The organism is Haemophilus sp. HMSC061E01 (assembly GCF_001810345.1).
Classification (GTDB): domain Bacteria; phylum Pseudomonadota; class Gammaproteobacteria; order Enterobacterales; family Pasteurellaceae; genus Haemophilus_D.
In genome coordinates this window covers 168,107-181,743 of record NZ_KV801005.1, presented here as the reverse complement: position 1 = coordinate 181,743, position 13,637 = coordinate 168,107, and the positions used below count along the sequence as shown (strand labels likewise).

At 40.1% G+C, this 13,637-nt stretch carries 9 protein-coding genes, 1 pseudogene and 1 other annotated feature; of the genes and pseudogenes, 8 read left to right on the top strand and 2 right to left on the bottom strand.

Annotated elements, in window-relative coordinates; translation table 11 throughout:
• The first annotated feature begins 3 nt into the window (after positions 1 to 3).
• Positions 4 to 1,284: a UDP-N-acetylglucosamine 1-carboxyvinyltransferase gene (gene murA / locus HMPREF2732_RS04305; protein ID WP_070591448.1), complete on the top strand. Its 1,281-nt coding sequence runs from the start codon at positions 4 to 6 to the stop codon at positions 1,282 to 1,284.
• Positions 1,285 to 1,340: 56 nt separating this feature from the next.
• On the opposite strand, the gene HMPREF2732_RS04300 is transcribed toward murA, so the two are convergent.
• Positions 1,341 to 2,045, bottom strand: coding sequence for a YggS family pyridoxal phosphate-dependent enzyme (locus HMPREF2732_RS04300; RefSeq protein ID WP_070591445.1), 705 nt, complete (start codon positions 2,043 to 2,045; stop codon positions 1,341 to 1,343).
• A 164-nt stretch (positions 2,046 to 2,209) separates the two neighbouring features.
• Positions 2,210 to 2,325 (top strand) — a sequence feature (Thr leader region).
• Between the two features lie 31 nt (positions 2,326 to 2,356).
• On the opposite strand from HMPREF2732_RS04300, the gene thrA reads away from it, so the two are divergent.
• The 3 genes from thrA (at position 2,357) to thrC (ending at position 7,113) form a co-directional block, all read left to right on the top strand.
• The gene (gene thrA, locus HMPREF2732_RS04295) at positions 2,357 to 4,804 is read left to right on the top strand and encodes a bifunctional aspartate kinase/homoserine dehydrogenase I (protein WP_070591442.1); all 2,448 of its coding nucleotides are present in this window, start codon (positions 2,357 to 2,359) and stop codon (positions 4,802 to 4,804) included.
• A 12-nt stretch (positions 4,805 to 4,816) separates the two neighbouring features.
• Entirely contained in the window at positions 4,817 to 5,761 is a 945-nt protein-coding gene (gene thrB / locus HMPREF2732_RS04290; RefSeq protein WP_005696633.1) for a homoserine kinase, read from the top strand.
• A 77-nt stretch (positions 5,762 to 5,838) separates the two neighbouring features.
• Positions 5,839 to 7,113, top strand: a complete 1,275-nt coding sequence (gene thrC / locus HMPREF2732_RS04285; RefSeq protein WP_070591439.1) for a threonine synthase — start codon at positions 5,839 to 5,841, stop codon at positions 7,111 to 7,113.
• Between the two features lie 81 nt (positions 7,114 to 7,194).
• Here the strand turns inward: thrC and HMPREF2732_RS04280 are convergent, their stop codons facing one another.
• Entirely contained in the window at positions 7,195 to 8,688 is a 1,494-nt protein-coding gene (locus tag HMPREF2732_RS04280) for a PTS transporter subunit EIIC (protein WP_070591435.1), read from the bottom strand.
• A gap of 172 nt (positions 8,689 to 8,860) precedes the next feature.
• On the opposite strand from HMPREF2732_RS04280, the gene HMPREF2732_RS04275 reads away from it, so the two are divergent.
• The 4 genes and pseudogenes from HMPREF2732_RS04275 to HMPREF2732_RS04260 all read left to right on the top strand — a co-directional run bounded on the left by HMPREF2732_RS04275 (position 8,861) and on the right by HMPREF2732_RS04260 (position 13,447).
• Positions 8,861 to 9,571 carry a 4'-phosphopantetheinyl transferase family protein gene (locus HMPREF2732_RS04275; protein WP_070591432.1) on the top strand — a complete coding sequence of 237 codons (711 nt, stop codon included), beginning with the start codon at positions 8,861 to 8,863 and terminating at the stop codon, positions 9,569 to 9,571.
• A 129-nt stretch (positions 9,572 to 9,700) separates the two neighbouring features.
• Entirely contained in the window at positions 9,701 to 10,942 is a 1,242-nt protein-coding gene (gene hflK, locus HMPREF2732_RS04270) for an FtsH protease activity modulator HflK (RefSeq protein WP_070591430.1), read from the top strand.
• Positions 10,942 to 11,829 (top strand): protease modulator HflC, encoded by an 888-nt coding sequence (gene hflC / locus HMPREF2732_RS04265; protein ID WP_049366331.1) that lies wholly within the window; start codon positions 10,942 to 10,944, stop codon positions 11,827 to 11,829. Before hflK ends, hflC begins: the two co-directional genes overlap by 1 nt.
• A 230-nt stretch (positions 11,830 to 12,059) precedes the next feature.
• Positions 12,060 to 13,447 (top strand): annotated as a pseudogene (locus HMPREF2732_RS04260) (cytochrome c peroxidase).
• Positions 13,448 to 13,637: the final 190 nt, after the last annotated feature.

Here is a 13,637-nt window from a genome sequence, read left to right as displayed (position 1 = left end):
TCTATGGAAAAATTTCGTGTTTATGGCGGGCAATCTCGCTTAAGTGGTACTGTAACCATCTCTGGTGCAAAAAATGCTGCACTTCCTATTCTTTTTGCCGCAATTTTGGCGACTGAGCCGGTTAAATTAACAAATGTACCGGAACTCAAAGATATCGATACCACCTTAAAAATCTTACGTAAACTTGGCGTGGTGGCAGAGCGTGATGCTGAAGGTGCAGTATTATTAGATTGCTCTAAAATTGATCACTTCGTTGCGCCGTATGAATTAGTAAAAACCATGCGTGCCTCTATTTGGGCATTAGCACCGTTGGTGGCTCGTTTTCATCAAGGTCAAGTTTCTTTACCTGGTGGTTGCTCAATTGGTGCTCGTCCGGTTGATCTCCATATTAGTGGCTTAGAAAAACTTGGTGCAACGATTGAGCTTGACGAAGGTTATGTAAAAGCAGTTGTCGCAGAGCGTCTTGTAGGTACACGTATTGTGATGGAAAAAGTGAGTGTTGGTGCGACTTTATCTATCATGATGGCTGCAACGCTTGCTGAAGGTACAACAACGATTGAAAACGCCGCACGTGAGCCAGAAATTGTCGATACAGCTGATTTCCTCAACAAAATGGGCGCAAAAATTACAGGTGCCGGTACGGATCACATTGTCGTTGAAGGTGTTGAGCGTTTAACTGGCTGCGAGCACAGCATTGTGCCAGATCGTATTGAAACCGGTACATTCTTAATTGCAGGTGCTATTTCTGGTGGTCGCGTGGTATGTAAAAATACCAAAGCGGATACCATGGATGCCGTGATTGATAAACTTCGTGAAGCGGGTGCAGAAGTTAAAGTCACAGAATATAGCATTACATTGGATATGCATGGCAATCGTCCGAAAGCCGTTAATATTCGTACTGCACCACACCCAGGTTTTCCAACCGATATGCAAGCTCAGTTCACCTTATTAAATATGGTGGCAGAAGGCACCAGTATCATTACTGAAACCATCTTTGAAAATCGTTTTATGCACATTCCAGAATTGATTCGTATGGGCGGTAAAGCTGAGATTGAAGGTAACACGGCAGTTTGTCATGGTGTTGAGCATCTTTCTGGTGCCGAAGTGATGGCAACAGATTTACGCGCATCAATCAGCCTGGTATTAGCGGGTTGTATCGCAAGTGGTGAAACTATTGTTGATCGTATTTATCACATCGATCGCGGTTATGAACACGTTGAAGATAAACTTCGTTGCTTAGGTGCGAAGATTGAACGTTTCTCTGAAAAGAGCGAAGAAGTTTAATGAAATCCAGATAAAAAAGAGCGGTCAATTTTGACCGCTTTTTTATTTTCTATTCATTATTTTTTCGAATAATCTCTTGCGCCAAAAATGGCTGTACCAATACGCACCATGGTTGAACCGCATTTAATGGCACTTTGCATATCATCGGTCATTCCCATAGAAAGCGTATCAATTTGTTGATGAGGGAAAGCGACTTTCAATTGCTCAAATAATTGTTCCATTTGGCTAAAAGCTGCTTCTTGTTCAGCAATATTGTCTGTTGGAGCAGGGATAGCCATTAATCCACGTAAACGTAAGTGCGGTAGATTTTCAATGTGTTTTGCAAGCGCAATCATTTCACCCGGTTGAATACCTGATTTACTCGCTTCATCACTGATATTAATTTGGATTAGAACGTTCAAAGGCGCTTTATTGGTAGGGCGTTGTTCATTTAAACGATCAGCAATTTTTGCACGTTCTAACGTTTGCATCCAATCGAAATGTTCGGCCACAAGACGCGTTTTATTGGATTGCAATGGGCCAATAAAATGCCATTCAAGCTGAATATTCTGTGCTTCAAAATACTGAATTTTATCTACACCTTCTTGAACGTAGTTCTCCCCAAATGCTTTTTGTCCTGCATGATAGGCTTCTAAAATCGCTTCATTGGGTTTCGTTTTAGAAACTGCTAATAAAGTGACCGCACTTTCAGGGCGATGTGCAAGTTGAGTGGAGGCTTGGATTTTTTGATGAATGGTTTCGAGAGCTTGTTGAATTGTCATAATTCCCTTCCTGACCAATGTGAAACTCTCTTCATTCTACACCAAAGCGATGATTTTTAGAAAAAATCTTCATTTTTTTGATTTTGTGTTTGACAAGCCAGCGCTTTTTCGGTATTTCTAAACACATCTTTTTTTTCAAGGTTAAAACACAATGAAAAATAACCGCACTTTCACGATTACCACCATTATTATGACCATTACGACAATTAATGGGGCGGGTTAGTGCATAACAAACAGGATCAAGAAAACCCGCATTCAGTCTAGTGCGGGTTTTTTAGTATTTAAAAATCACAACATCTGAGGATATTATCATGCGCGTATTAAAATTTGGTGGCACTTCATTAGCCAATCCTGAGCGTTTCTCACAAGCAGCTCAATTAATCGAAAAAGCTCATTTAGAAGAGCAGGCTGCCGGTGTCTTATCTGCCCCAGCAAAAATTACTAACCATCTTGTTGCCCTCTCTGAAAAAGCCGCATTAAACCAACCTACTGATACCCACTTTAACGAAGCCATTGAGATTTTCTATAACATCATTAATGGTTTACACGCTGAAAATAATAAATTTGATCTTGCTGGTACTAAAGCCCTCATTGATGCAGAATTTGCTCAAATTAAAGGCTTATTAGAAGAAATTCGCCAAGCTGGCAAAGTAGAAGATAAAGTTAAAGCAACCATTGATTGCCGTGGTGAAAAATTATCAATTGCGATGATGAAAGCGTGGTTTGAAGCACGTGGGTATAGTGTTCACATTGTTGATCCAGTTAAGCAATTATTAGCACAAGGTGGTTACTTAGAATCTTCAGTTGATATTGACGAATCAACAAAACGCGTTGATGCGAAAAGTATCGATAAAGATAAAGTTGTTTTAATGGCTGGTTTTACCGCATGTAATGATAAAGGTGAATTAGTGTTATTAGGCCGTAATGGTTCTGATTATTCAGCAGCTTGTTTAGCAGCTTGTTTAGATGCATCTGTTTGTGAAATTTGGACTGATGTGGATGGCGTTTATACTTGTGACCCTCGTTTAGTGCCAGATGCTCGTTTATTACCAAGCCTTTCTTATCGTGAAGCGATGGAGCTTTCTTATTTTGGTGCGAAAGTGATCCATCCACGTACAATTGGTCCATTATTGCCAAAACAAATCCCTTGTGTGATTAAAAACACCGGTAATTCATCTGCACCTGGTTCAATAATCGATGGTCATGTGAAATCTGAAGGGTTACAAGTGAAAGGGATTACTAACCTTGATAACGTGGCAATGTTTAATGTTTCAGGCCCCGGTATGCAAGGCATGGTGGGGATGGCTGCGCGTGTATTTTCAGCGATGTCAAAAGCGGGTATTTCAGTTATCTTAATCACTCAATCTTCTTCTGAATACAGCATTAGTTTCTGTGTGCCTGTTAAATCAGCGGATGCAGCGAAAGCGATTTTAGAACAAGAGTTTGCGACAGAATTAAAAGCGCATGACTTAGAGCCAATTGAAGTCGCAAAAGATCTATCTATCATCTCAGTTGTAGGTGATGGTATGAAACAAGCTAAAGGTATCGCGGCTCGTTTCTTCTCTGCCTTAGCACAAGCGAATATCAGCTTAGTCGCAATTGCACAAGGTTCTTCTGAACGTTCAATTTCAGCAGTAGTGGCTCAAAATAAAGCGATTGAAGCCGTGAAAGCCACTCACCAAGCGCTTTTTAATAACAAAAAAGTTGTTGATATGTTTCTAGTCGGCGTTGGTGGCGTTGGTGGTGAGTTAATTGAACAAATTAAACACCAAAAAGAATACCTCGCAAAGAAGGATATTGAAATCCGTGTTTGTGCCTTAGCGAATTCAACAAAAATGCTTTTAGATGAAAACGGATTGAATTTAGATAATTGGAAAACCGATCTTGAAAATGCAACCCAACCTTCTGATTTCGATGTGTTGTTATCTTTCATTAAATTACACCACGTAGTGAACCCAGTCTTCGTAGATTGTACAACGGCTGAATCGGTCGCAGGACTTTATGCACGTGCGTTAAAAGAAGGCTTCCATGTGGTAACTCCAAATAAAAAAGCGAATACCCGTGAATTAGCCTATTACCACGAATTACGTCGCAATGCACAAGCAAGCCAACATAAATTTTTATACGAAACTAACGTAGGCGCAGGCTTGCCGGTTATCGAAAACTTACAGAACTTATTGGCTGCAGGTGATGAGCTTGAGTATTTTGAAGGCATTTTATCAGGTTCACTTTCTTTCATTTTCGGTAAATTAGAAGAAGGACTTTCTCTTTCAGAAGTGACCGCACTTGCACGTGAAAAAGGCTTTACAGAGCCAGATCCTCGTGATGATTTATCAGGACAAGATGTGGCACGTAAATTGCTTATTTTAGCGCGTGAAGCAGGTTTAGAACTTGAGCTTTCCGATGTGGAAGTGGAAGGGGTATTGCCAAAAGGTTTCTCTGAAGGTAAATCTGCTGATGAATTTATGGCAATGTTGCCACAATTAGATGCGGAATTTAAAGCACGCGTTGAAGCGGCGAAAGCAGAAGGCAAAGTATTGCGTTATGTAGGACAAATTAAAGATGGTCACTGCAAGGTATCAATCATCGCCGTGGATCAAAATAATCCATTGTACAAGGTGAAAGACGGTGAAAATGCCCTTGCGTTCTATACGCGTTATTACCAACCAATTCCGTTGTTATTACGTGGTTACGGTGCAGGTAACGCAGTGACTGCAGCGGGCATCTTTGCTGATATTTTAAGAACATTACACCACTAAGAAGGACATAACATGTTAAGAATTTATGCTCCGGCATCGAGTGCCAATATTAGTGTAGGGTTTGACACATTAGGTGCAGCCATTTCGCCGATTGATGGTTCATTATTAGGTGATGTTGTACAGATTGAGTCTATTCCAAGTGGTTTTGAGCTAGAAAGTGCGGGTTATTTTGTGCGTAAATTGCCAAAAGAGCCGCAAAAAAACATCGTGTATCAGGCTTATGTGCTGTTTAGTGAGCAATTAAAATTACGCAATATGAGAGTCAAACCATTGCGTTTGACCCTTGAGAAAAATATGCCGATTGGTTCGGGATTAGGTTCAAGTGCGTGTTCTATCGTGGCTGCATTGGTGGCATTGAATAAATTCCACGATGAGCCATTCTCAAAAATGGAATTGTTAGAAATGATGGGGGAGCTAGAAGGTCGTATTTCAGGCTCTATCCATTATGATAATGTGGCACCTTGTTACTTAGGCGGTGTGCAATTTATGGTACAATCCCTCGGTAACATTTGCCAAAAACTACCATTTTTTGATAATTGGTATTGGGTCTTAGCTTATCCAGGTATTGAGGTTTCAACTGCTGAAGCGCGTGCAATTTTACCGAAAAGCTACACGCGTCAAGATGTGATTTCTCATGGTCGTCATTTAGGTGGATTTGTGCACGCATGTCACACGCATCAAGAAAACCTTGCTGCGATGATGATGAAAGATGTGATTGCAGAACCTTATCGTGAGGCTTTACTACCAAACTTCGCAGAAGTGAAACAAGCCACTCGTGATTTAGGTGCATTAGCGACGGGAATTTCAGGTTCTGGACCAACGATTTTCTCCATCGCACCCGATTTACAAACGGCAACAAAACTGGCGACTTATTTAGAAAATCATTATTTACAAAACAATGAAGGCTTTGTTCATGTTTGTAAGGTCGATAATGACGGCGCGAGAGAACTCGGTTAAACAACAAATCGCTTTATCCCTTCTTTTATAAGAGGGGAATAACATTTTATCAAAACTCTATAATTAACGGATATACAATGAATTTGTACAACATCAAACACCCTGAAGAACAAGTAAATTTTGCTCAGGCAGTACGTCAAGGGCTTGGTAAGGATCAAGGCTTATTTTTTCCGGAAACCATTCCAACGTTAAGCAATATTGACGAATTATTAGCTTTACCATTGGTTGAACGTAGTCAAAAAATTCTTAGCGCATTAATCGGTGAAGAATTACCGAAAGTAACATTAGATGCAATGGTAAAAAATGCATTTACTTTTCCTGCACTGTTGGAAAAAGTAGAAGATAATATTTATGCACTTGAATTATTCCATGGACCAACTTTAGCATTTAAAGACTTTGGTGGTCGTTTTATGGCGCAAGCGCTTGCTGCAGTGCGTGGTGATGGAAAAATTACTATTTTAACAGCGACATCTGGTGATACCGGTGCGGCAGTTGCCCACGCGTTTTATGGGTTAGAAAACATCAATGTCGTGATTTTATATCCGAAAGGCAAAATCAGTCCATTACAAGAAAAGCTATTCTGTACTTTAGGTGGCAATATTCGCACTGTGGCGATTAATGGCGATTTCGATGCGTGCCAAGCGTTAGTTAAACAAGCATTTGATGATGCAGAACTACGTCAAGCGATTGGTTTAAACTCAGCAAATTCCATTAACATTAGCCGTTTATTGGCGCAAGTTTGTTATTACTTTGAAGCGGTAGCGCAATTACCAAAAGAAAAACGTGATAACGTAGTAGTTTCTGTACCAAGTGGTAACTTCGGTAACTTAACCGCAGGTTTAATTGCAAAAACATTGGGTTTACCAATTAAACGCTTTATTGCTTCCACCAATGCGAACGATACCGTGCCACGTTATTTAGAATCAGGTAATTGGGCACCTAAAGCGACTGTAGCCACGCTTTCTAATGCGATGGATGTCAGTCGTCCGAACAACTGGCCACGTGTCGAAGAGTTATTTAAACGTAATGGCTGGAATTTAAGTGATTTAGGTTCTGGTATGTTAAGCGATAGCGAAACAGAAGAAACCTTAAAAGCGATGTACGCAAAAGGTTATTTATGTGAACCACACGGTGCAATCGCCTATCAAGTATTGAAAGATCAACTTAAAGCGGATGAAACCGGTATTTTCTTATGTACGGCACATCCTGCGAAATTTAAAGAGTCAGTGGAGCGTATTCTTTCGCTCGATCTTCCATTGCCAGAAGCCTTGGATAAACACAATAAATTGCCATTACTTTCTGATGAAATGGATAACGATTTTGCACAACTACATGCATATTTGTTGAAATAATAAAAAAGTGCGGTTGATTTTGACCGCACTTTTGTTTTATTACTCAAAAGGGCGGGATAAACGCCCTTTATTTTTTAGGAGTTAATCTTCTTTTCCTAAGATTTGATTCACTTCACTCTTATAGAGAACTGCTTTCGCACCGAAAATGGCTTGTACGCCACCGCCAACTTCAAGCACATCAATCGCACCTAATTTTTTCAATGTGGCTTTATCAACGGCTTTTACATCTTTAACTGAAACACGTAAGCGAGTAATACACGCATCCACGTTTTCAATATTTTCAGCGTTACCTAATGCTGCAATAATTTTATGTGCATTTTCAGTCAGTGAACTTGTTTCTTGTTCTACATTTTCTTCGGTTTCTTCACCACGTCCTGGTGTCATCACATTAAAGATGCGAATCAAGAAAACGAAAGAGAAATAATAGAGTAGAGCCCAAGGAATACCGACAAAAATCACACGCAACCAATGGGTGTTTTCATCACCTTGTAAAATGCCGAAGAGCAAGAAATCAATAAAACCACCAGAGAAAGTATTCCCGATAGAGATGTTTAGATAATCGGCAATAAAGAAAGATACACCATCTAAGAATGCGTGGAATACATAAAGCCATGGTGCAACAAACAAGAACATAAACTCGATCGGTTCTGTAATGCCAGTAATGAAAGAGGTTAGGGCTGCACCAAGGAACAAGCCGCCAATTTGCGCACGACGTTTTTTCGGTACACAGTGATACATGGCTAAACAGGCAGCTGGTAAGCCAAACATCATGGTATCAAAACGGCCAGCAAAGAAACGGGTTCCTTCAGTAAATAAACCATGGTGATTTGGATCGGCTAATTGAGCGAAAAAGATTTTTTGTGCACCGACAATCATTTCGCCATTGACCATTTCCACACCACCTAATTCAGAATACCAAAACAGCGGATAAATCATATGATGTAAGCCAACCGCGCCAGATAGTCGCATTAAGAAACCGTATAAGAATGTACCAAAGGTTCCCATGGATGCGATGCTTTTACCCGCCGAGACGAGCCATTGTTGGAAAGTTGGCCAAATGAGGAAGAAAACTAATCCAACAAAAATAGCTGAAAAAGCAGTTACGATTGGTACAAAGCGAGAGCCGCCAAAGAAACCTAATACTTGTGGTAATTGGATGTTGTGATAGCGATTGTGCAATTTAACGGTAATCAAGCCCATCACCAATGCTCCAATCACACCCGTATCGATGCTTTTTACATCAGGAGAGAAAATCGGAATTAATGCAGCAATGGTGCCCGTCATAATGAGATAACCAACAACGGCAGCGAGAGCAGCAACGCCTTTGTCACGTTTGGCTAAGCCGATACCTAAACCAATACACAATAATAAGGCTAAATTAGCGAACACCACGCTACCTGCCGCAGACATAATCTGAAACAGACCTTGCAGCGCCTCATTATTTAAAATTGGATAGGCTTGCACCGTTGCTTTATTGGAAAGTGCACCACCGATCCCGAGTAAAAGACCTGCAGCAGGCAAAATAGCAATCGGCAACATAAATGCCTTACCGACTTGTTGAAGTTGTTTAAACATAGAACCTCCTGTGATTACTTTTTTGAAATGTAACGTATTTAAGGAGAAAAATCTGTGAAACTGCTCACAGTTTTAATCTAAGATGTTGTTTTGACAGATTTTTGCTTGTGTTGGCGCGCAGCGGATTTCCTTTTATAATGCTATCAAACTGATATGTTTATTTATTATTTGTATGACAACTTTTATTGCCTACGCCAATATTCAGCAACCTTTTTCTTTTGATGAAATTCCTACAGATCTTGCACCTGAAAATTTGCGTACAGAACCACAGGGAAATACTCGGATAACGCAACGCCATCAATGTCGTCGATTAGCGCATTTTTTACTTTGGCAGTTGCTAAAAACAGCGGGAAAATCAACCGCACTTTTAGGACAAATTTATCGTACGCAAAGTGGCAGACCACAATTTCCCGTCGAGAAGATCGATTTTAATATAACCCACTCAGGCGATTGGGTTGCCGTATTGCTGCATATTAATGAATCAGAAAAAAGTGCGGTCGGTATTGATATTGAATTTCCCAAAAAACGGAATTTTTCTGCGCTCATGGCGCATTTCGCGCCACAAGCAGAACAAGAATGGTTTGCTAAACAGCCTGATACAGAGCAGGCTTTTTATCGCTGTTGGTGTTTGCGTGAAGCAGTATTGAAATCACAAGGCGTTGGGATTGTAAAACTTTCAAGTGTGGTACATTTACCAGAGCGGTTACAGATCTTTTCAGATTATTGTCCGAAAGGAGAATTGATCTTTACGGATGAATTGCCTTTTTACTTTGCGGCATTTATAAATCAGTCAAAAATTCAACCGCACTTTTATCAATGGGATGGAAAAAGTTTAGTAGAAAAAAATATACAAAAACCCTTGATTTACCAAGTAAATGAATAAAAGAAAATCCTTGAAAATATTCAAGGATTTTTTATTTTGTAATAATTTGCATTGCCACTTGTATTTTCATAGACTAACCCCATTTATTCCGTTAAACTCATTAAAAATTTTAGACAAATGGAGAACGTAATGTCGCAAAACGGTCCAGATCAAGATCCTTGGGGTAAACCGGGACAGAGTAGCGGTCCAAAACATTCAGATAATTCATCAGATAAGCAAAATGAAAATGGCTGGGGCGCTCGAGACAATAAAAATCAGGAACAATCACCTCCAGATATTGAAGAAGTATTTAATAATCTGTTGAAAAAATTAGGTGGTGGGAATAAGAAGGGCGGATCAAATAATACTTCGCCGAATATACCTTCATTTAATTTAGGTAAGATTTTACCGATCGCCGCAGTAATCGGAGGGATTATTTGGGGTGCAAGCGGTTTTTACACCATTAAAGAAGCAGAACGTGGCGTGACGTTACGTTTTGGCGAGTTTCATTCTATCGTTCAACCCGGTTTAAACTGGAAACCAACCTTTATTGATAAAGTGATTCCAGTGAATGTAGAACAAGTTCGTGAGCTTAAAACGCAAGGTGCGATGTTAACCAAAGATGAAAACATGGTTAAAGTGGAAATGACCGTACAATATCGCGTGCAAAATCCTGAAAAATACCTGTTTAGCGTGAGCAATGCGGACAATAGTCTTGGACAAGCGACTGACAGTGCACTTCGTTATGTGATTGGTCATATGACTATGAATGATGTGCTGACAACGGGTCGTGCCGTGGTACGTGAAGATACATGGAAAGCCTTGAACGATATTATCAAACCTTATGATATGGGACTTGAAGTGATTGACGTGAACTTCCAATCTGCACGTCCACCAGAAGAAGTGAAAGATGCTTTCGATGATGCGATTAAAGCACAGGAAGACGAACAACGTTACATTCGTGAAGCAGAAGCTTATGCTCGCGAGAAAGAGCCAATCGCTCGTGGTGATGCACAGCGTATAGTTGAAGAAGCAACCGCTTATAAAGATCGTGTTGTGCTTGATGCGCAAGGGGAAGTGGAACGTTTACAACGTCTTCTGCCTGAATTTAAAGCGGCACCTGATTTGTTAAAAGAGCGTCTTTATATTCAAACCATGGAAAAAGTCATGGCAAATACACCTAAAGTGATGCTAGATAGCAATAATGGTAACAATTTAACCGTATTGCCATTAGAGCAATTAATGGGTAAAAAAGCGGCTCAACCGACTACTACAACGCCTGAAAGTGCGGTCAGTTCTGCACCAGTTTCAACACAGGAACGTCGTGTAGAAACGCAAACGGCTCAACCAGTTCAATCAAATGAAGGCATTCGCCAAGGGAGATTTAACTAATGCGTAAATTTTTACTTCCGATTATTGTGGTGATTGCTGCGGTGCTATATTCCAGCGTCGTGGTTGTAACTGAGGGCACTCGTGGCATCATGTTGCGTTTTAACAAAGTACAACGTGATGCAGAAAACAAAGTGGTGGTGTATGAACCAGGTTTGCATTTCAAATTGCCTTTAATTGATAGCATTAAAGTGCTTGATGCGCGTATTCGTACCCTTGATGGCTCAGCTACTCGTTTTGTGACAGTCGAGAAAAAAGACTTGTTGGTGGATTCCTATGTGAAATGGAAAATCAGCGATTTCGGTCGTTTCTATACTGCAACAGGTGGTGGAGATTATAACCAAGCTTCAAGCTTATTAAGCCGTAAAGTGAATGACCGTCTGCGTTCAGAAATTGGTACACGTACGATTAAAGACATCGTTTCAGGTACACGTGGTGAATTAATGGCGGGCGCGAAAAAAGCGTTAAATTCAGGGCAGGATAGTACTTCTGAGTTAGGGATCGAAGTCGTCGATGTTCGCGTAAAACAAATCAATTTACCAGATGAAGTTTCTTCTTCGATTTACCAACGTATGCGTGCAGAACGTGATGCTGTTGCCCGTGAACATCGCTCACAAGGTAAAGAAAAAGCGGCGTTCATTCAAGCGGATGTGGATCGTAAGGTGACCTTGATCTTAGCGAATGCAAATAAAACAGCACAAGAATTACGTGGTAATGGTGATGCGGCGGCAGCAAAATTGTATTCTCAAGCATTTGCTCAAGAACCACAGTTTTATAGCTTTATTCGTAGCCTAAAAGCCTATGAAAGTAGCTTCGAAGGTTCAGATAATATGATGATTTTGAAACCTGACAGTGATTTCTTCCGCTTTATGCAAGCGCCAAAGAAATAAACAAGAGATAATGAAAAGTAAAGTGCGGTTAGAAATAACCGCATTTTTTATTGCTTAATTTTAGGGGAATTCTCACTTATAAGGTAAAAAGACCTTTAATGCAATCAATCGAATCCATAGCCAAATCAAATTAAATCCACATAAAATATAAGCCAATTTTTTGGCATAATCACCTTGCTTTTTAAGCTTTTTCTTTCTTTTTATATTTTATTGATCATTTGGAGGATTAGATGAAAAAACTGATTATTGGCGGAGCAGCCATTGCAGTATTGGGTTATTTGGGGTTGTGGGGTATCTGCATCAATTTGATAAAGAGAACGCGACTCAACTTTTAATGGAAAATCGCTATACGGGCGAACAAGAAAAAGTGGCAAAAGCGTTGTTTGATAACAGCTGCCAATATTGCCATAGTCCAAGCACGCCTCTTCCATTTTATTCAAAATTCCCGATTGTGGGTGACCAAATGCAATCGGATATTCAGAATGGGCTTCGTGCTTTCCGCTTAGATCGTTTAGTTGAAGGCTTAAAAGATCCGAGCAAATTATCCCAAGCTGATTTAGCAAAATTACAACGTGTACTTGAAAATAACGAAATGCCAATTGCTAAATTCAGACATCTTCACTGGGGAAGTAAACCAGATGAGCAAGAGAAAGTGGCGTTGCTTAACTGGATTCGTGAAGTACGTAAAATGTCTTTACCAAAAGAAACACCCAATGTTGATGCCGATCGTTTAGTTCAACCGATTCCAGACAGTATTGCGACTGATGAAGCAAAAGTCGCGTTAGGTCATGATCTTTACTTTGATGGACGTTTATCAGGCGATGGTTCTATTCAATGTCATACTTGTCACCAATTAGACAAAGGCGGTGTGGATAGACTTGATACTTCAACAGGTATTGATGGTAAAAAAGGCCCAATTAACGCGCCAACCGTGTTCAATGCCGCATTTAACTTTGTGCAATTCTGGGATGGACGAGCTGCAGATTTAGCAGATCAAGCGAAAGGTCCTCCAACAAATCCAGTAGAAATGGGCTCGCACTCGTGGGATGACATCGTGGCTCGTTTTGAAATGGATGAAGAATTTAAAAAAGAATTCTTAAAAGAATATCCACAAGTGACGAAAGAAACTTTAACTCACGCAATTGGTGAATATGAAAAAACATTAATTACACCAAATAGTGATTTCGACCGTTATTTGAAAGGGGATAAAACAGCGTTAACCGAGCAACAAGTTCGCGGTTATGAGTTATTCAAACAACATAAATGTGATACTTGTCATACTGGTGTAGCAATGGGTGGACAATCTTATGAATACATGGGACTCTACGGCGATTACTTTAAAGATCGTGGTACGCCATTAACTGATGCGGATGAAGGTCGCTTTGCACAAACTAAAGATCCTTTCGATATGCATCGCTTCAAAGTGCCAACCTTGCGCAATGTCGCGCTTACTGCACCCTATTTCCATGATGCGTCAGCAAAAGAGCTAAAAGATGCTGTGAGTGCAATGTTGAAATACCAAAGTAACGTGAAACAGCCTGCTCAAAAAGATGTGGAGGACATAACCTCTTTCTTAGAAAGTTTAACAGGTGAATTTAAAGGTGAAAAATTAAAATAATCCTTTAAGCTGTAAATAGAAACGACCGCAAGTGCGGTCGTTTTTTAGTGAGTTTTAGTTAGATAACAAGTCATAAATGACTTAGTCAAAAAGTAGAAAAGCTAAATTTTAGGTATAAAAAAAGCCGCTTACGCGACAATCTTCTTTTTATATTTAAAATGGTGCCCGAAGCCAGACTTGAACTGGCACG

Bases quoted from the DNA above. Each gene is read 5' to 3' on its own strand.
- murA (WP_070591448.1), top strand. From the start codon at position 4: ATGGAAAAATTTCGTGTTTATGGCGGGCAATCTCGCTTAAGTGGTACT.
- HMPREF2732_RS04300 (WP_070591445.1), bottom strand. From the start codon at position 2,045: ATGACAATTCAACAAGCTCTCGAAACCATTCATCAAAAAATCCAAGCC.
- thrA (WP_070591442.1), top strand. From the start codon at position 2,357: ATGCGCGTATTAAAATTTGGTGGCACTTCATTAGCCAATCCTGAGCGT.
- thrB (WP_005696633.1), top strand. From the start codon at position 4,817: ATGTTAAGAATTTATGCTCCGGCATCGAGTGCCAATATTAGTGTAGGG.
- thrC (WP_070591439.1), top strand. From the start codon at position 5,839: ATGAATTTGTACAACATCAAACACCCTGAAGAACAAGTAAATTTTGCT.
- HMPREF2732_RS04280 (WP_070591435.1), bottom strand. From the start codon at position 8,688: ATGTTTAAACAACTTCAACAAGTCGGTAAGGCATTTATGTTGCCGATT.
- HMPREF2732_RS04275 (WP_070591432.1), top strand. From the start codon at position 8,861: ATGACAACTTTTATTGCCTACGCCAATATTCAGCAACCTTTTTCTTTT.
- hflK (WP_070591430.1), top strand. From the start codon at position 9,701: ATGTCGCAAAACGGTCCAGATCAAGATCCTTGGGGTAAACCGGGACAG.
- hflC (WP_049366331.1), top strand. From the start codon at position 10,942: ATGCGTAAATTTTTACTTCCGATTATTGTGGTGATTGCTGCGGTGCTA.